The sequence below is a fragment of the Ruegeria sp. BJ3 genome (assembly GCF_056535665.1).
Genome location: NZ_JBQFIT010000001.1, coordinates 2,239,030 through 2,257,206, shown reverse-complemented (window position 1 = coordinate 2,257,206; position 18,177 = coordinate 2,239,030). Strand labels below are relative to the sequence as shown.

Here is an 18,177-nt window from a genome sequence, read left to right as displayed (position 1 = left end):
ACCATGTCTGACCTCCGCAAGATCGTAATCGACGACAAGGAAATCGAAGTCGATGGCGCGATGACCCTGATTCAGGCCTGCGAGCAGGCCGGGGTCGAGGTGCCGCGGTTCTGCTATCATGAGCGCCTGTCGATTGCCGGCAACTGCCGCATGTGCCTGGTCGAGGTCGTGGGCGGGCCGCCCAAGCCGGCCGCTTCGTGCGCGATGCAGGTGCGCGATCTGCGCCCTGGACCGGAAGGCCAGCCGCCGGTGGTCAAGACCAACTCGCCCATGGTCAAGAAGGCCCGGGAAGGGGTCATGGAATTTCTGCTGATCAACCACCCCTTGGATTGCCCGATCTGCGACCAAGGCGGTGAATGCGATCTGCAAGACCAGGCAATGGCCTACGGTATGTCGGCCAGCCGGTTCAAAGAAGCCAAGCGGGCCGTGGATGATCTGGATCTGGGTCCGCTGGTTGGTACGGCCATGACCCGCTGCATCAGCTGCACCCGCTGTGTGCGTTTCACGACCGAGATCGCGGGTATCGACCAAATGGGCCAGACAGGCCGGGGCGAGGATGCGGAAATTACCTCCTACCTGAACCAAACGCTGGATTCGAACCTGCAAGGCAACATCATTGACCTGTGCCCGGTGGGGGCGCTGACTTCCAAGCCTTATGCCTTTACCGCACGCCCGTGGGAACTGACCAAGACCGAAACCATCGACGTGATGGACGCCTTGGGATCGAACATTCGTGTCGATACCAAGGGCCGCGAAGTGATGCGCATTCTGCCGCGCAACCATGATGGCGTGAATGAAGAGTGGATCTCGGACAAGACGCGTTTTGTCTGGGACGGTTTGCGCCGTCAACGTCTGGACACGCCTTATATCCGCGAAAACGGTCGCCTGCGCGCCGCCAGCTGGCCCGAGGCTTTGGCCACCGCCGCAGCGGCGATGAAGGGCAAGAAGGTTGCAGGTCTGATCGGCGATCTGGTTCCTGTCGAAGCCGCCTTTGCGTTGAAGCAGTTGATTGAGGGGCTGGGTGGCAAGGTCGAATGCCGAACCGACAATGCCCGCCTGCCTATCGGTAACCGTTCGGGCTATGTCGGCAATGTGACGATCGAGGAGATCGACACGGCGAAAGAGATCATTCTGATCGGCACCAACCCGCGCGACGAGGCTCCGGTGCTGAATGCGCGCATCCGCAAGGCGTGGCTGGCGGGCGCCGATGTCAAATTGATCGGCCCGGCCGTTGATCTGACTTATGACTACGAACATCTTGGCACCGACCGCGATGCACTGGCCAAGGCCAAGGCAAGCAACGAAGCCGTTGTGATCGTCGGACAAGGCGCCGTTTCTGAGGCCGACGGTCTGGCCGTTTTGGCCGCTGCGCGCGCGCTGTCGGGTCGGATGCTGGTTCTGCACACAGCGGCGGCCCGCGTCGGTGCGATGGATGTGGGGGCAGTTACGGAAGGTGGCCTTGAGGCTGCAATCGACGGCGAGGTGATCTTCAATCTGGGCGCGGACGAGGTCGATATCGATACCGGTCCGTTCGTCATCTATCAGGGCAGCCACGGTGACCGCGGTGCACATCGCGCCGACGTCATCCTGCCAAGTGCGGCCTATACCGAGGAAAACGGTCTCTTCGTCAACACTGAGGGTCGCCCTCAATTGGCGATGCGGGCCGGATTTGCGCCGGGCGAAGCCAAGGAAAACTGGGCGATCTTAAGGGCGCTTTCGGCAGAGTTGGGCGAGAAACTTCCTTATGACACTTTGGCCCAGCTGCGGCAAAAGCTGATCGAAGCAGTGCCGCATCTGGCCGGGATCGACCAAGTGCCCGAGAACGAAGAACAGGCAATCGAGGCCGGACCTTTGGGGCAGGCCGATTTCCGGACCGTGATCAAGGATTTCTATCTGACCAACCCGATCGCACGTGCCTCGCAGTTGATGGCCGAGCTTTCGGCGCTGGCCAAGGCGCGCGGTGACCAAAAGATTGCTGCGGAATGAGGCTTGCGACGACCATAAACAGCACAGAGGGCGGAAGCCCGAGCTCGTTTTTCCGAGAGGAGATACGAGGGGCGTGGTCGGGTGTTTTGCCGAATGAAATGAAGGAAAAAGGTGGCGTGCAGGAAGCGGATGCTGTTTACACCAACTCGCCAAACCAATCGCAGGCGACGCGAGTCTCCGACCGGCCGGTCGGGCCTCGCGATGGCAGCGGAAAACGGAATACCCACGGTGTGAGGACCAATGGCTGAATTCTTTGACACCCCAGGCGGAATAGCCCTGATCATATTGGCGCAGGTGCTGGCCGTCGTGGCCTTCGTGATGATCTCGCTGCTGTTTCTGGTCTATGGCGACCGCAAGATCTGGGCCGCGGTCCAGATGCGTCGCGGCCCCAACGTGGTTGGCGTTTATGGCCTACTGCAATCGGTGGCGGACGCGCTGAAATACGTCGTCAAAGAGGTGGTGATCCCTGCCGGCGCCGACCGGACTGTGTTCATCCTGGCGCCGCTGACGTCGTTCGTACTGGCCATGATCGCCTGGGCGGTCATTCCGTTCAATGACGGCTGGGTCCTGTCCGACATCAACGTGGCCATCCTTTACGTGTTCGCAGTGTCCTCGCTCGAGGTTTACGGCGTTATCATGGGCGGATGGGCGTCAAACTCGAAATACCCGTTCCTGGGTTCGCTGCGCTCGGCCGCGCAGATGATTTCGTATGAGGTTTCGATCGGCCTGATTATCATCGGGGTGATAATTTCGACCGGCTCGATGAATTTTGGAGACATCGTGCGGGCGCAGGATGGCTCGTTCGGGTTCTTCAGCTGGTACTGGCTGCCGCATTTCCCGATGGTCTTCCTGTTCTTCATCTCGGCCCTGGCCGAGACCAACCGCCCGCCGTTCGACCTGCCCGAGGCGGAGTCTGAGCTGGTTGCAGGCTATCAGGTTGAATACTCGGCAACGCCCTTCCTGCTGTTCATGGCGGGCGAATACATCGCCATCTTCCTGATGTGCGCCCTGACCACGCTGCTGTTCTTCGGCGGCTGGTTGTCGCCGATCCCGGGCCTGCCCGATGGTGTGCTGTGGATGGTCGCCAAGATGGCGTTCTTCTTCTTCCTGTTCGCGATGGTCAAGGCAATCACGCCCCGCTACCGCTACGACCAGCTGATGCGGCTGGGCTGGAAAGTGTTCCTGCCGTTCAGCCTGGTGTGGGTGGTCTTCGTGGCCTTTGCGGCGAAGTTCGACTGGTTCTGGGGTGCATTCGCCCGTTGGAGCGTAGGAGGCTGACAATGGCAAATATCGACTATACCCGCGCGGCCAAATACTTCCTTCTGCAGGATTTCTGGGTCGGCATGAAGCTGGGGCTGAAGTATTTCTTCGCCCCCAAAGCCACCGTGAACTACCCGCACGAAAAGGGTCCGCTGTCGCCCCGGTTCCGCGGTGAACACGCCCTGCGCCGTTATCCCAACGGCGAGGAGCGCTGCATCGCCTGCAAACTGTGCGAAGCTGTGTGTCCCGCTCAAGCCATCACAATCGACGCTGAGCCGCGTGAAGACGGCAGCCGCCGTACCACGCGCTATGACATCGACATGACCAAGTGCATCTACTGCGGCTTCTGCCAAGAGGCCTGCCCGGTCGATGCCATCGTGGAAGGGCCGAATTTCGAATTCGCCACCGAAACCCGCGAAGAGCTGTTCTATGACAAGCAGAAGCTGCTGGACAACGGTGAACGCTGGGAAGCCGAGATCGCCCGCAACCTGGAACTGGACGCGCCCTACCGATGAGCGATCCGGCAAAAAACCCATTCGAGCAGATGCTCAGACAGGCCCATGACATGGCCAAGGCGTTCAACCCGGCGCTGGAGAGCTATTCGCCCGTCGACGCGATGCGCGGCTTCGAGGCGCTGTGGCCGACCATGCCCAAAGAGGTCATGGAAATGATGTTCGGCAACACCGTCAATCCGGGCGGACTGGATGCCAAGACCCGCCTGTTGCTGACGCTGGCCGGTCTGACTTGCCAGGGCGCGCAGGCCGACACGGCCCTGCGCCAGACGGTGCGCCATGCCATCGAGGCGGGGGCCAAGAAACAAGAGATCGTGGAAACGATCGGTCAGATGTCGGTCTTTGCCGGCATCCCGGCCATGACCCGGGCGCTGGAACTGGCGCAGGAGGCCATGGGCGAAAACGAGGAAGATGACCAATGAGCGTATTTGCCTTTTACCTCTTTGCCATCAGCGCCATCACCGGCGGGCTGTTCACCGTGATCAGCCGGCAGCCGGTGCATTCGGTGCTGTGGCTGATCCTGGCCTTCCTTTCGTCGGCGGGACTGTTCGTGCTGCTGGGGGCGGAATTCGTCGCCATGCTGCTGATCATCGTCTATGTCGGCGCGGTGGCGGTGCTGTTCCTGTTCGTGGTGATGATGCTGGACGTGGACTTTGCCGAGCTCAAGGCCGAGATGGCGCGCTACATGCCTCTGGCCCTGCTGATCGGTCTGGTCATCCTGATGCAGTTCGTCATGGCCTTTGGCGCCTGGGACAGCGCACAAGGCGCGGCGGCCAACCTGGCCCAGCCGATCCCTGCCGACCGCCACAACACCGAGGCACTGGGTGTCATCCTTTACGATCAATACTTCCTTCTGTTCCAACTGGCGGGCCTGATCCTGCTGGTGGCCATGATCGGCGCCATCGTGCTGACGCTGCGCCACCGCAAGGACATCAAGCGTCAGGACATCGTCGGCCAGATGATGCGTGACCCGGCCAAGGCAATGGAGTTGAAGGACGTGAAACCGGGGCAGGGACTTTGAGACGATGATCGGACTTGAACACTATCTTACCGTCGCGGCGACGCTGTTCGTCATCGGCATCTTCGGTCTCTTCCTGAACCGCAAGAACGTCATCATCCTGCTGATGAGCATCGAACTGATGCTGCTGGCGGTGAACATCAACCTCGTGGCGTTTTCCAGCTTTCTCGGCGATCTGGTCGGGCAGGTTTTCACGCTGTTCGTGCTGACCGTGGCCGCGGCCGAGGCTGCGATCGGGCTGGCTATTCTGGTCTGCTTCTTCCGCAACCGCGGCACTATCGCGGTTGAAGACGTCAACATGATGAAGGGGTAAGGGATCATGGAAACCACAATCCTCTTTGCCCCGCTGGTGGGCGCGCTGATCTGCGGCTTTGGCTGGAAGTTCATCGGCGAAAAGGCCGCGCTGTGGACGGCCACTGGCCTGTTGTTCCTGGCCTGTTTGCTGTCGTGGATCGTCTTCTTCAGCTTTGACGGACAGACCCAGCAGATCGAAATCATGCGCTGGATCGAGAGCGGCTCGCTGTCGACCTCGTGGGCCATCCGTCTGGACCGGCTGACCGCCATAATGCTGATCGTCGTCACCACGGTTTCGGCGCTCGTGCACCTTTATTCGTTCGGCTACATGGATCACGACCCGCAGTGGCGTGAGGGCGAAAGCTACAAGCCGCGCTTCTTTGCCTATCTGTCCTTCTTCACCTTCGCCATGCTGATGCTGGTGACGGCCGACAATCTGGTGCAGATGTTCTTCGGCTGGGAAGGTGTAGGGGTCGCGTCGTACCTGCTGATCGGTTTTTACTATCGCAAACCTTCGGCCAATGCGGCGGCGATGAAAGCGTTCATCGTCAACCGTGTGGGCGATTTCGGCTTTGCGCTGGGGATATTCGCGCTGTTCTTCCTGACCGACAGCATCAACTTCTCGGACATCTTTGCCGCTGCACCCCAGCTGGCAGAAACGCAACTGACCTTCCTGTGGGGCGAATGGACCGCGATCGAGGTCATCTGCGTGCTGCTGTTCATCGGTGCGATGGGCAAATCGGCGCAGTTGATCCTGCACACCTGGTTGCCGGACGCGATGGAGGGCCCGACGCCCGTGTCGGCGCTGATCCACGCGGCCACCATGGTGACGGCCGGTGTGTTCTTGGTTTGCCGCATGTCGCCGCTGATGGAGTTCGCGCCAGGAGCAACCGGGTTCGTCACCGTGCTGGGGGCTGCCACCGCTTTCTTTGCCGCGACCGTGGGCTTGGTGCAGACGGACATCAAACGCGTGATCGCCTATTCGACCTGCTCGCAGCTGGGCTACATGTTCGTGGCCGCGGGCGTGGGCATGTATTCGGCGGCGATGTTCCACCTGTTCACGCATGCCTTCTTCAAGGCGCTCTTGTTCCTGGGGGCGGGCTCGGTGATCCACGCCATGCACCACGAACAGGACATGATGAACTATGGCAACCTGCGCAAGAAGATCCCCTATACCTTCTGGGCGATGATGATCGGCACGCTGGCCATCACCGGTGTCGGTATCCCGCTGACCACGATCGGCTTTGCCGGTTTCCTGTCCAAGGATGCCATCATCGAAAGCGCCTATGCCGGCGGATCGGCCTTCGGGTTCTGGGCGCTGGTGATCGCGGCCGCGATGACCTCGTTCTACAGCTGGCGCCTGATCTTCCTGACCTTCTTTGGCGAGGAGCGGGGCGACAAGCACACGCATGAGCACGCGCATGAAAGCCCGATGGTCATGCTGGTGCCGCTGGGTGTTCTGTCGCTGGGCGCCGTGTTCGCGGGCATGATCTGGTACAACAACTTCTTCGGTCACGCCGATCAGGTTGGCAAGTTCTATGGCATTCCGGTGGCCGAGGCGCATGCCGAGGCCGGTGACCATGCCAAGGCCGATGACCATGGCGACGACACGCATGCCACCGAATCCCATGGCGACGAGGCTGCGCATGATGACAAGGCGAAGGGCGGAGATCACCACTATGCCTTTGTCGGCAAACCGGGCGAGGGTGCGCTGTACATCGCGCCGGACAACCATGTTCTGGACGACGCGCATGCGGCGCCGAAATGGGTCAAGGTCTCGCCGTTCATCGCAATGGTTCTGGGCTTTGGACTGGCCTACCTGTTCTACATCGTGAACCCGGCGCTGCCGGGCCGCCTGGCCGAGAACCAGCGTCCGCTGTACCTGTTCCTCAAGAACAAGTGGTACTTTGACGAAATCTACGACGCGATCCTTGTCAAACCGACTGTGGCCCTTGGCCGGTTCCTGTGGAAGGGCGGTGACGGCAAGACGATCGACGGTTTCCTGAACGGAGTAGCAATGGGCGTCGTTCCCTTCTTCACCCGCCTCGCAGGCAAGGCGCAGACGGGCTACATCTTCACTTACGCCTTCTGGATGGTTCTGGGGATCGCCGCCCTGGTCACCTGGATGTCGATCGGCGGAGGCGCAAACTGATGGACAATATCCTATCCATTGTAACGTTCATTCCGGCCATTTCCGCCGGTCTGATGGCGCTGTTCCTGCATGGGAACGATGTGGCCGCACAGCGCAATGCCAAGTGGATCGCGCTGGTTGCGACCACAGTGACCTTCCTTGTTTCGATCGGAATCTATACCGAGTTCGACCCATCGAACACCGGCTTCCAGATGGTGGAAGAGGGTCAGTGGCTGCTGGGCCTGAAGTACAAGATGGGCGTGGATGGCATCAGCGTTCTGTTCGTGCTGCTGACCACCTTCATCATGCCGCTGACCATCTTGGCCAGCTGGAACGTGACCGACCGGGTCAAGGAATATATGATCGCCTTCCTGCTTCTGGAAACGCTGATGCTCGGCGTATTCATGGCGCTGGATCTGGTGCTGTTCTACCTGTTCTTCGAAGCCGGGCTGATCCCGATGTTCCTGATCATCGGCATCTGGGGCGGCAAGGACCGGATCTATGCCAGCTTTAAGTTCTTCCTCTACACCTTCCTCGGCTCGGTTCTGATGCTGGTGGCGATGGTGGCGATGTATGCGGATGCAGGCACCACGGACATTGCCGCGCTCATGACGCACCAGTTCTCGTCCGAGAGCTTCAGCGTGCTGGGTGTCCACATTGTCGGTGGTATGCAGACGCTGATGTTCCTCGCGTTCTTCGCGTCCTTCGCGGTGAAGATGCCGATGTGGCCCGTGCACACCTGGCTGCCTGACGCGCACGTTCAGGCACCGACGGCGGGTTCGGTCGTGCTGGCGGCAATCCTGCTGAAGATGGGTGGCTATGGCTTCCTGCGCTTCAGCTTGCCCATGTTCCCGGTTGGGTCGGCCGTGATGACCGATCTGGTGCTGTGGCTGTCGGCCATCGCCGTGGTCTACACCTCGTTGGTGGCGCTGGTGCAGGAGGACATGAAAAAGCTGATCGCCTATTCCTCGGTCGCGCATATGGGTTTTGTGACCATGGGCATCTTTGCGGCGAACCAGCAGGGCATCGATGGGGCGATCTTCCAGATGCTCAGCCACGGGTTCATCTCGGCCGCGCTGTTCCTTTGCGTCGGCGTGATCTACGACCGGATGCACACTCGCGACATCGAGGCCTATGGCGGGCTGGTGATCCGAATGCCGGCCTATGCGCTGGTGTTCATGCTGTTCACGATGGCCAATGTGGGGCTGCCGGGCACCAGCGGGTTCATCGGCGAATTCCTGACGCTGATGGGCACCTTCCAGGTCAACACCTGGGTGACCGCAGTGGCGGCCAGCGGTGTGATCTTCTCGGCAGCTTATGCGCTGTGGCTGTATCGCCGCGTGGTCTTTGGCGACCTGATCAAGGAAAGCCTCAAGTCGATCACCGACATGAGCACACGCGAACGCCTGATCTTTGCGCCGCTGATCGTCATGACCATCCTGCTGGGGGTCTATCCGTCGCTGGTCACCGACGTGATCGGCAATTCGACCGCCGCGCTGATTTCGAACTATGACACGGCTCTGGCCGCGGCCGAGGCCGCGACCCAGGTCGCCTCGCACTAAGGGAGCTTTGGAGACATGATCCAGGCTGATCTCACTGTAATTCTGCCGGAAATCATTCTGGCGATCTATGCGATGGCGGCGCTGATCGGAGCTGTCTACACCAGCAAGGATGCGCTGGCTCCGGTTCTGGTCTGGACGACGGCCGGACTGATGGCGGCGCTGTCGTTCTGGATCGCGTCGAACGGCTCGGGGACCAACGTGGCCTTCAACGGCATGTTCATCGACGACGGGTTCGCCCGATTTGCAAAGGTCGCGATTCTGCTATCGGCCGCCGCGGTTCTGGTTATGAGCCAGGAGTACATGGCGCGCCGGAACCTGCTGCGTTTCGAGTATCCGTTGCTGGTGGCTTTGGCAGCGGTCGGCATGATGATGATGGTCAGCGCCGGCGATTTGATGTCGCTCTATATGGGTCTCGAGCTGCAGTCGCTGTCTCTGTATGTCGTGGCGGCCCTGCGCCGTGACAGCGCCAAATCGACCGAGGCGGGGCTGAAGTATTTCGTTTTGGGTGCGCTCAGTTCGGGATTGCTGCTGTTCGGCGCATCTCTGGTCTATGGGTTCACCGGTACGACGCTGTTCTCGGGCATCATCAACACGGTGCATCACGGCGATGTCTCGGTTGGGCTTCTGTTTGGCCTTGTTCTGCTGATCTCGGGTTTGGCATTCAAGATTTCGGCGGTTCCGTTCCACATGTGGACACCGGACGTTTACGAGGGCTCGCCCACTCCGGTGACGGCTTTCTTTGCAACCGCACCCAAAGTTGCAGCGATGGCCTTGTTCGCGCGCGTTCTGCATGATGCGTTCGGCGGTGCCATCGCGGACTGGCAGCAGGTGATCGTGCTGCTTTCGGTCCTGTCGATGTTGCTGGGGGCCGTGGCTGCCATCGGGCAGCGCGACATCAAACGGCTGATGGCCTATTCGTCAATTGCACATATGGGGTACGCGCTGATCGGTCTGGCCGCGGGCACCGAATTGGGTGTCAAAGCGATGCTGATGTATCTGGCGATCTATGTGACCATGAATATCGGCACCTTCGCCTTCATCCTGATGATGGAGCGCGACGGCAAGCCGGTGACAGACATCGACGCCCTGCGCCAGTATTCCAAGCGGGACCCGGGCAAGGCGCTGGCCGTGCTGATCCTGATGTTCAGCCTTGCCGGCGTACCGCCAATGCTGGGGTTCTTCGCCAAGTTCGGCGTCTGGCAGGCCGGTGTGCAAGCTGACCTGATTGGGTTGGTTATTGCATCGGCAATCGCCTCGGTGATCGGTGCCTTCTACTACCTGCGGATCGTCTTCTACATGTATTTCGGCGACGAAAACGAAGATCCGATCGAAACCCGCTCGACCCCGGTATTGTGGGTTGCTCTGATGGGGTCGGCCGCATTGATGTTGATCGGTGTGGTCTACCAGTTCGGGATCGAGGGCGCAGCGGCAGCCGCGGCGACGACGCTTGTCAACTGACCGTTTCAACAAAATCTGGAAAGGGGCTCGGCCATCAGGCCGGGCCTTTTTGGCATGAGCACCTGGCCCCAAGGATACGGTCTGCATATCCTGCAGGAAGTTGACAGCACCCTGAATGAGGCCGCGCGGATCGCACCCACTGCAACAGGTCCGGTCTGGATCATGGCGCATCATCAAACCGCCGCGCGTGGCAGGCGCGGCCGGGCGTGGTCCAACCCCCAGGGCAACCTGGCAGCAACCTTGTTGCTGCGGCCCGAGGGCAATCCAGAGCAGGCAGCCCTTCGCAGCTTTGTTGCCGCGCTGGCGCTTTTTGATGCCTGTGTTTCGGTCACCGGTCGCGCACAGGGGTTCGCATTGAAATGGCCGAATGACGTGTTGTTGAACGGCGGGAAACTGGCCGGCATCCTGTTGGAAAGCACGGGGCAGGGGCGCGACGTATCCCACCTTGCGATCGGCATCGGGGTGAACCTCGCAGACGCGCCTGATCCTGAGACAGTTGAGCAGGGAGCTCTGCGGCCCGTTTCGTTGTTGTCGGAAACCGGGGCTCAGGTGTCCGCCGAGGATTTTCTGACTGAACTCGCCGATGCCTACGCAAAGCTCGAACTGCAGTTTGTTACCTACGGGTTTGAACCGATCCGCAAAGCGTGGCTGGCCCGGGCTGCGAAGCTGGGCGAGGTGATTACCGCGCGCACAGGTGCTTCGGAAACCGTCGGGACCTTTGAAACGGTGGACGCGGGCGGCAACCTTGTCCTAAACACCGCCAAGGGCCGCGTCAGCATTCCGGCGGCAGACGTTTATTTCTGAAAGGGGCGCATATGCTTCTGGCCATTGACTGCGGCAACACGAACACCGTTTTCTCGATCTGGGATGGCGAGAAATTCCTGTGCACGCTGCGCACCTCAACCCACCATGCCCGCACGGCCGATGCCTATTTCACCTGGTACTCGACCCTGGTGAAACATTACGGGATCGAGGCTGACATCACCGACGTCATCATTGCCTCGACGGTGCCGCGGGTGGTGTTCAACCTGCGCGTCTTTGCCGACCGGTTCTTTGGATGCCGGCCGTTGGTGGTGGGCAAGCCCGATTGCGAGTTGCCGGTAGCGCCGCGCGTTGATGAAGGGACGATTCCCGGTCCGGACCGTCTGGCGAATGCGGCCGGTGCCTTTGATCGGCACGGCGGGAATGTCGTGGTGGTGGATTTCGGGACCGCCACGAATTTCGATGTGGTCGCCGCTGATGGCGCCTATGTCGGAGGAGTGATCGCCCCCGGCGTGAACCTCAGTCTCGAGGCCTTGCACCAGGGCGCTGCAGCTCTGCCGCATATCGACGTGACGCGTCCCGAGAAAGTCATCGGCACAAACACGGTTGGATGTATCCAGTCAGGTGTGTATTGGGGGTATTCCGGCCTCATCGAAGGTTTGATCGACAGGATCAAGGCGGAATACGGAATGCCCATGAAGGTCATAGGGACGGGCGGTCTTGCACCGCTGTTCGATCAGGCCGATGTGGGCTTTGATGCAATTGAAGACGATCTGACGATGCACGGGCTTACCGTGATCCATCGCTACAATAAGGATACTGGCTCGGCATGAGCAGCGAAAGACTGATCTACTTGCCGCTCGGCGGCGCGGGCGAAATCGGTATGAACGCCTATGTCTACGGCTATGGCAAACCCGGTCAGGAACGTCTGATCCTGGTCGATCTGGGCGTGACCTTTCCCGACATGGATACAACGCCGGGCGTCGATCTGATCTACGCCGACATTTCGTGGTTGAAGGAACGTGCGGATCGGCTTGAGGCGATCTTCGTCACCCATGCGCACGAGGATCACGTCGGCGCCGTGGCCCATTGTCAAGAGGCCCTTGGCGCGCCGGTCTACGCGCGTGCTTTCACCGCAAATATCGCCCGCCGCAAAATGGAAGATGTCGGACATCCGCCCGAAGCCGTGCGCACCGTGTCCGCCTGGCCCGAGCAGATCAAGGCAGGTCCGTTTACGGTCGGGTTCCTGCCCGTTTCGCATTCGATCCCCGAGAGCGCGGCGCTGGTGATCGATACACCGGCCGGCCGTGTCGTGCATACCGGTGATTTCAAACTGGACACCAATCCGGTTGTGGGCGAACCGTTTGATCCCGATCTTTGGGCCGAAGTGGCCAAGCCCGGGGTCAAGGCGTTGGTTTGTGACAGCACCAACGTGTTTTCCTCGCATCCCGGCCGTTCGGAGTCGGAGGTCGGGCCGGCCATCACTCAATTGGTCGAAGACGCGACCGGTATGGTGGTTGCAACGACCTTTGCGTCGAATGTCGCGCGGGTCAAAACGCTGGCCGAGGCCGGGCAGCGGGCGGGTCGGTCGGTGGTTCTGTTGGGCCGGGCCATGCGCCGCATGATCGAGGCTGCGACCGAAACCGGTATCCTGTCTGATTTTCCCCGCGTGATCAGCGCTGAGGAAGCCTTGGATCTGCCCCGCCAGAACCTGATGCTGATCGTCACCGGCAGCCAGGGTGAGCGCCGCGCGGCCAGCGCGCAGCTGGCGCGTGGCAAGTACCGGGGGATCGAGCTGAAAGATGGCGACCTGTTCCTGTTCTCCTCGAAGACCATTCCGGGGAATGAACGCGGTGTGATCCGCATCATGAACCAACTGAGCGAAAAAGGCGTCGACGTGGTCGATGACAGCGCTGGCTTGTATCACGTTTCCGGCCACGCCAACCGCCCCGATCTCGAGCAGATGCATGCCTTGGTCGATCCTCAGATCGTCGTTCCAATGCACGGTGAACACAGGCATCTGCGGGAACACGCCAAGCTGGCCGAGGCCGGGGGGCGTGCCGGAGTTCTGGCGGTCAATGGAACGATGCTGGATCTGTCCGGGAACGCGCCCGAGGTCGTGGATTATGTCGAGACCGGCCGGACCTACCTGGACGGATCCGTCAAGATTGGCGCGCTGGACGGTGTGGTGCGGGACCGTATCCGCATGGCTCTGAACGGGCACGTGACCGTAACTGTCATCCTGGACGAAGACGACGAGCCACTGGGCGAGCCTTGGTGCGATACCATGGGCCTGCCGGAAACCGGCGTGTCGCGGGCCGGATTGATCGAGGTGCTGGAAGAGGACCTGAACCAGTTCCTGATGCGGGCTGATGTCAAAACGCTGCGGGACGATGACAAGCTGGAAGAAGCCATGCGTCGCATCGTTCGCCAAAGTTCGCAGATCGAAATCGGCAAAAAGCCCGAAGTCACAGTTGTGGTAAGCCGAATGAAATAAGGTGGCTCAGTCTGCTTCGGGCATCGGGTGGCCCTTGAGGCGCTGGAACAGGCTGGCTTCTTCGTTGTTCAGAAAGAACGGCACAGAGTCGGGGGGCGTTGTATCTGATACGCGCGCCTCGACTTCCGACAGAACAACCTCGGTGATGAACGGCAAGTCGAACTCCCGCGCCTGTTCCAACGGAATCCACTGTAGATGTGACAGCTCATCCGAAGCCTGGCTGAAGTCGTCCAGATCACCGTCGATGGCATCTGCGTCCAAAAGAAAAAACCGGGCGTCGAACCGTCGTGGGCGTCCGGGCGGGGTAACCGCGCGGAACACGAACTGCAGCGCTTCAGCCGACGGAATGTAGCCTCTTTCCGCGAAGCCGGTCCAGGCATGTGGAACCGGACCCGGCCAGGTATCCCGGGCACCGAGGATAAGGCCGGTCTCCTCCCACAACTCGCGAATTGCCGCCGCCGCCAGTGGCACATGCAACCCGGCAGGGGCCTGATCGCTCAGCCGTTGCCGGCAAATCTCGGGTACCGGAGTGGCCAGCGGAACTTGCGCGTCCTCGGCATCCACGGCACCCCCCGGAAACACGAACTTGTTCGGCATGAAGGCCGCCGCGGCACCACGTTGGCCCATCAGGATCGACGGGGTTCGAAAACGGTCGCGCAAAACTATGATCGTCGCGGCGTCGCGAATTGCGGATTTGTCCACGGTCATGAGAAGCTCAGCTGCATTGACGGGTCACTTGCTGTCGTCGAACCCGTGCATCTTCCGGGCCCATTGAAAGCCGACGACCGCTCCTTTGAGCCTGGGCAGAAGGAACAGCGACAGCGCAACGCACGCGATCGAAAAGCCGATTGCCATGGCCCACGGAGACGGGCGCAGGCCGACGTAAGTGACATGCAGCGCCGGAGCCAGAAGATGTCCGACCAGCAAAATGGTCAAGTAGGCCGGCCCGTCATCTGCCCTGTGGTGAAACAATTCCTGACCGCAGTTTGCGCAGGTATCATTCACCTTCAGGTAGCTATGCAACAGCTTGCCTTTGCCGCAGTTGGGGCATTTGCACCGGAACCCTTTCACGATGGCGGGCCACGTGGGGCGTTCCTCCTGAGGGAGGGTGTCGATGGTTTGATCTGTCATCTTGATACTCGCGCTCGGATTTCGGAGATATTGCGCTTGTTTCATCCCGCAGAAAAGGGGGGTGCGTCGCTTTGCACCGACCCTCTCAAAAATATTGACCGGAAATGCAGGTTTCAATGCCGGAAAAAAATTTGCGGACAGCGACGGAAACTTTGCCGGTCCGCGTTTGAATGAATGTAAGCAGCGGCACAGGGCCGCGACAACAAAGGAAACGAGCAATGAAGAGCGCAAAATTTATCTCGGCCATCATTCTGTCTGCAGTTGCCGTCACCGGGACGGCTGCGCTGGCCAAAGGACCTCGCGACCGTGAACCGGTCAGCTTTCAGGAGCTGGATGCGAACGGTGACGGCCAGGTGACCAAGGCCGAGATGGAGGCCCATCGCCTGCAGAAGTTCACCTCGGCCGATACCGACGGTGACGGAAAGATCAGCGTCGAAGAAATGCAGGCCGAGGCCCAGAAGAAGGCAAACGACCGCGTTTCCGACATGTTCGAGCGTCATGATGCCGACAAAGACGGCTTTCTGACTGCGGACGAGTTGCCGAAACCGCGCCGGGCTGACAAGATGTTTGACCGCCTTGATGCGGATGGAAACGGTTCGCTGTCCGAGCAGGAGTTCGCCAATGCACGGGATGGAATGGGTCGGCACCACAAGAAGGGTGGCCGCCCGGACCCAGACAACAACTGACGCAGGATGAAGGACGTGCCGTCCTCTGCGCATACTGTCCGCGGCGACACGGTCGCCGCGGATGCCTGCAGCGACGACGTGTTGCTGAAGCGGTTTGCCGAAGGCGACGCCCAGGCAGCACGCCTGTTGACCGATCGGTTGGGGCCGCGGTGCTATTCGGTTGCTCTGCGCATGTTGAACAACAGGGCAGAGGCCGAAGACGTAACCCAGGAAGCGATGCTTCGGCTGTGGAAAGTGGCGGCGGACTGGGTTCCGGGGCAGGCCAAGATCTCGACCTGGTTGTACCGCGTGGTCTTGAACCTGTGTGTCGATCTGCGGCGGAAGAAAACGGCAGGCACATTGGACGATGTGCCAGAGCCTGAGGACGACCAGCCCAGTGTCGTGGACCGAATGCAGCAAAACGCCCGCGTGGATGCGTTGCAAGCGGCCTTGGCACAATTGCCCGAACGGCAGCGCGAAGCTGTCATTCTCAGGCATATCGAGGAGTTGTCCAATCCGGAAATCGCGGGAATCATGAGGATTTCCGTAGAAGCGGTAGAAAGTCTTGTTGCCCGCGGAAAGCGGTCGTTGACGGCCATACTGTCAGGCCGTCAGGAAGAGTTGGGGTATGACCATGTCTGACCAAGATACAGAACTGGATCTCTTGTTTGCCGAGGCACGGCAGGCACATGTTGATCTGCCCGACGATTTGGCGGTTCGTATCCTGACGGATGCCGAGGCCATCCGGCTTGCGGCGACAAAAACAGCGAAACCCAAGTCACAAGGGTTTCTGGGCAATCTCGTTGCCGGTCTCGGGGGCTGGCAGGCGCTCAGTGGGCTTGCGGCGGCCAGCGTGGTTGGCGCATGGGTCGGCTTTGCCGCGCCGTCCTTTCTGCCGGACCCGGCAAATTACATAATGACCCAGGATGCATCCTACATGGTCGCCAATCTCGGTCTCGAGGCCGCGTTTCTGGAGGAAGCGGAATGAATGAAGACGTCAAACCCCCACGGCGCTGGGTGCCTGTGCTGCTGGTGGTATCCCTTGGTCTGAACCTGCTGGTCGCCGGGGTGATCATCGGGACTGCGCTGCGGTTTCATGGTGTGCGGGACGATGTTCCTCCCGGATTTGGACCTGCCCTGTACCGCGCTCTTCCTGATCCGGAACGCAAGGCGTTGAGAGGCGATCTGGCCGACAAGCATCGGCGCGGGGCCGAGAAAAGGTCTCGTGATTTCAAGGCGCTTGGCAAGGCGCTGCGGGCCATTCCGTTCGACCGCGATGAAGTCCAGAACCTGCTGGAAGAACAAGCCCGGGCGAATGACGAAATCCAGGCGGCTCTGCAAGAGCAGTGGCTGGCTCGGGTTTCGGCCATGTCCGACAAAGAACGAAAAGCTTATGCCGACCGCCTGGAAGACGTGTTGAAGCGGCGCCCGGATCCCAAGAAACGCAAGGACTGACTCGCTTAGGCCGCGTTCTGTTTCATCCACACCTGGTTCCGGCCGGCCTGCTTTGCCGCATAAAGCGCCTTGTCCGCGCATTTGATCAGGCTTTCGGCCGACAGTGAGCCGTCCGGAATTGGGGAGAAGGGTGGCTCGCACACCTTCAGCCCGATGCTGACCGTCACCGGAAGCCGGGCAGGAATGTCCGGCAGGACGATCGGTACGCTGCTGACGCCGCTGCAGATATCGGCCGCCTTCCTGAGCGCCTTTTCGCGGGTCGCGTTTGGCAGTCCGAACAGGAATTCCTCTCCTCCGATGCGGGCGAGGAAACCGTCAGGTCCGAAAGCACGTTTCATCCGTTTTCCGGCCTCGACCAAAACCCTGTCACCGGCACTGTGGCCGTAACGGTCATTGATGGATTTAAAATGGTCCAGGTCGGCCAGCATGATCGCGAAACCCCGCTGTTTGTGCACCGAGCTGTGCAGCAATTGGTCCATCGCGGTCTGTGCGAAACGACGGTTGTTCAGGCCGGTCAGCGTGTCGATCCACGATTCCTCAATTCCACGGCGCAACGAGTCGCGCATTTGCTCGTCATGCGCCTTGCGTGCAATCAACGCCTCGACCCGAAGCGATACTTCGTCAGGGCAGAACCCTCCGAGGCAAATTGCATCGGCGCCACGATCCAAGGCCTCGGCGGCAAGAGTGGCGTTGTCATCGGGAATGATTCCGATCAGAGCGGTCCGCCGGGTGCCGGTGCGGGATTTGAGGTCGGCCAACATGTTCAGGCCGGATGGATCGCTGTTCAGTTCGACAACTATCGCGTCAGGTATGGTGCCAGACAAGACGCCGCTAAGGTTGGGCAGGGTATGGCTGCACACCGAATGCTGCGTTCGTCCGTTCAGGGCCTTGTGCCACAGCGTGCGAGTACGTGCGGTGTGGGCCAAGACGGCGATCTGACCATGCCGCGCGGGCGTGATCATTGCTGCGGGGGCTTCGGCAAATCCCACGGATTGAGGGTTGCCACTGTTCTTCAGATCCTGAGTTTCCGCACGGGCGCGCAGCAGGCTTCGCACACGCGCCAGCAACAGCGTATCTTTGAACGGATAGGCCAGAACGTCATCCAGCCCCTCGGACAGGTTCCGCAGCCGGGCGGTCCGATCGTTCTGAGGCGCAATCGCGACCACAGGGACATCCTGCAGGGCCGGAACGGACAGCATCAGTCTTTTGACGTCGCCCGCGTCTCCGTCTGGCAGTGTCTGGGCCGTCAGCACCAGATCCGGCCGGGTCCGCCGCAGCAACGCCCCAAGACCAGCCAGCTTCTCGCCCTGCACGACATGATACCACGCCGCCGTCAGTTGCACCTTCAGCATGATGCGATTGGTCGAGACCCCGTCGAGGACAAGGATGGTTCCCTGCACGGACATTGTTTTCACCGTAGATTGCATGCCTTGCCAAAGTGTTTAT

19 protein-coding genes are annotated in these 18,177 nt (G+C 60.5%); 16 read left to right on the top strand and 3 right to left on the bottom strand.

Annotation, left to right across the window (positions count from 1 at the left end; translation table 11 throughout):
- Positions 1 to 3 precede the first annotated feature (3 nt).
- The 12 genes from nuoG to ACR3EL_RS11260 all read left to right on the top strand — a co-directional run bounded on the left by nuoG (position 4) and on the right by ACR3EL_RS11260 (position 13,480).
- Positions 4 to 1,986, top strand: a complete 1,983-nt coding sequence (gene nuoG, locus ACR3EL_RS11315) for an NADH-quinone oxidoreductase subunit NuoG (RefSeq protein ID WP_170340400.1) — start codon at positions 4 to 6, stop codon at positions 1,984 to 1,986.
- 240 nt (positions 1,987 to 2,226) lie between these two features.
- Positions 2,227 to 3,264, top strand: coding sequence for an NADH-quinone oxidoreductase subunit NuoH (nuoH, locus tag ACR3EL_RS11310; RefSeq protein WP_170340401.1), 1,038 nt, complete (start codon positions 2,227 to 2,229; stop codon positions 3,262 to 3,264).
- Positions 3,265 to 3,266: 2 nt separating this feature from the next.
- Positions 3,267 to 3,761, top strand: a complete 495-nt coding sequence (gene nuoI, locus ACR3EL_RS11305; RefSeq protein ID WP_093964915.1) for an NADH-quinone oxidoreductase subunit NuoI — start codon at positions 3,267 to 3,269, stop codon at positions 3,759 to 3,761.
- Positions 3,758 to 4,180, top strand: a complete 423-nt coding sequence (locus ACR3EL_RS11300; protein WP_170340403.1) for a carboxymuconolactone decarboxylase family protein — start codon at positions 3,758 to 3,760, stop codon at positions 4,178 to 4,180. The genes nuoI and ACR3EL_RS11300 overlap by 4 nt, the downstream gene beginning before the upstream one ends.
- On the top strand, positions 4,177 to 4,779 hold the full coding sequence (locus ACR3EL_RS11295; RefSeq protein ID WP_170340404.1) for an NADH-quinone oxidoreductase subunit J: 603 nt from the start codon (positions 4,177 to 4,179) through the stop codon (positions 4,777 to 4,779). The genes ACR3EL_RS11300 and ACR3EL_RS11295 overlap by 4 nt, the downstream gene beginning before the upstream one ends.
- Before the next feature lie 4 nt (positions 4,780 to 4,783).
- Entirely contained in the window at positions 4,784 to 5,089 is a 306-nt protein-coding gene (nuoK, locus tag ACR3EL_RS11290) for an NADH-quinone oxidoreductase subunit NuoK (RefSeq protein WP_005984024.1), read from the top strand.
- A 6-nt stretch (positions 5,090 to 5,095) separates the two neighbouring features.
- The gene (nuoL, locus tag ACR3EL_RS11285) at positions 5,096 to 7,222 is read left to right on the top strand and encodes an NADH-quinone oxidoreductase subunit L (protein ID WP_170340406.1); all 2,127 of its coding nucleotides are present in this window, start codon (positions 5,096 to 5,098) and stop codon (positions 7,220 to 7,222) included.
- Positions 7,222 to 8,763: an NADH-quinone oxidoreductase subunit M gene (locus ACR3EL_RS11280; RefSeq protein WP_170340407.1), complete on the top strand. Its 1,542-nt coding sequence runs from the start codon at positions 7,222 to 7,224 to the stop codon at positions 8,761 to 8,763. The genes nuoL and ACR3EL_RS11280 overlap by 1 nt, the downstream gene beginning before the upstream one ends.
- Before the next feature lie 15 nt (positions 8,764 to 8,778).
- Complete coding sequence (gene nuoN / locus ACR3EL_RS11275; RefSeq protein WP_093964920.1) at positions 8,779 to 10,221, top strand: NADH-quinone oxidoreductase subunit NuoN; 1,443 nt, start codon at positions 8,779 to 8,781, stop codon at positions 10,219 to 10,221.
- Positions 10,222 to 10,275: 54 nt separating this feature from the next.
- A complete protein-coding gene (locus ACR3EL_RS11270) occupies positions 10,276 to 11,025 on the top strand; it encodes a biotin--[acetyl-CoA-carboxylase] ligase (protein ID WP_170340409.1) in 750 nt (249 codons plus the stop codon).
- A gap of 11 nt (positions 11,026 to 11,036) precedes the next feature.
- Complete coding sequence (locus ACR3EL_RS11265; protein ID WP_093964922.1) at positions 11,037 to 11,816, top strand: type III pantothenate kinase; 780 nt, start codon at positions 11,037 to 11,039, stop codon at positions 11,814 to 11,816.
- Complete coding sequence (locus ACR3EL_RS11260; protein ID WP_170340410.1) at positions 11,813 to 13,480, top strand: ribonuclease J; 1,668 nt, start codon at positions 11,813 to 11,815, stop codon at positions 13,478 to 13,480. The genes ACR3EL_RS11265 and ACR3EL_RS11260 overlap by 4 nt, the downstream gene beginning before the upstream one ends.
- A 6-nt stretch (positions 13,481 to 13,486) precedes the next feature.
- Here ACR3EL_RS11260 and ACR3EL_RS11255 read toward each other — a convergent pair whose 3' ends face one another.
- Both ACR3EL_RS11255 and ACR3EL_RS11250 read right to left on the bottom strand, forming a co-directional pair.
- Positions 13,487 to 14,188 (bottom strand): NUDIX hydrolase, encoded by a 702-nt coding sequence (locus tag ACR3EL_RS11255; RefSeq protein ID WP_170340412.1) that lies wholly within the window; start codon positions 14,186 to 14,188, stop codon positions 13,487 to 13,489.
- 24 nt (positions 14,189 to 14,212) lie between these two features.
- Positions 14,213 to 14,611, bottom strand: coding sequence for a DUF983 domain-containing protein (locus ACR3EL_RS11250; RefSeq protein ID WP_093964925.1), 399 nt, complete (start codon positions 14,609 to 14,611; stop codon positions 14,213 to 14,215).
- 218 nt (positions 14,612 to 14,829) lie between these two features.
- Here ACR3EL_RS11250 and ACR3EL_RS11245 point away from each other — a divergent pair, with 218 nt between their 5' ends.
- From ACR3EL_RS11245 to ACR3EL_RS11230, 4 genes are read left to right on the top strand one after another with little or no spacing between them, the layout of a single operon-like run.
- Positions 14,830 to 15,297, top strand: coding sequence for an EF-hand domain-containing protein (locus ACR3EL_RS11245; protein WP_170340413.1), 468 nt, complete (start codon positions 14,830 to 14,832; stop codon positions 15,295 to 15,297).
- A 6-nt stretch (positions 15,298 to 15,303) separates the two neighbouring features.
- The gene (locus tag ACR3EL_RS11240; protein ID WP_093964927.1) at positions 15,304 to 15,918 is read left to right on the top strand and encodes an RNA polymerase sigma factor; all 615 of its coding nucleotides are present in this window, start codon (positions 15,304 to 15,306) and stop codon (positions 15,916 to 15,918) included.
- Positions 15,911 to 16,264 carry a hypothetical protein gene (locus ACR3EL_RS11235; protein WP_254429904.1) on the top strand — a complete coding sequence of 118 codons (354 nt, stop codon included), beginning with the start codon at positions 15,911 to 15,913 and terminating at the stop codon, positions 16,262 to 16,264. Before ACR3EL_RS11240 ends, ACR3EL_RS11235 begins: the two co-directional genes overlap by 8 nt.
- Positions 16,261 to 16,731, top strand: coding sequence for a periplasmic heavy metal sensor (locus ACR3EL_RS11230; RefSeq protein WP_170340417.1), 471 nt, complete (start codon positions 16,261 to 16,263; stop codon positions 16,729 to 16,731). Before ACR3EL_RS11235 ends, ACR3EL_RS11230 begins: the two co-directional genes overlap by 4 nt.
- 5 nt (positions 16,732 to 16,736) lie before the next feature.
- Here the strand turns inward: ACR3EL_RS11230 and ACR3EL_RS11225 are convergent, their stop codons facing one another.
- Complete coding sequence (locus ACR3EL_RS11225) at positions 16,737 to 18,137, bottom strand: diguanylate cyclase (protein ID WP_170340423.1); 1,401 nt, start codon at positions 18,135 to 18,137, stop codon at positions 16,737 to 16,739.
- Positions 18,138 to 18,177: the final 40 nt, after the last annotated feature.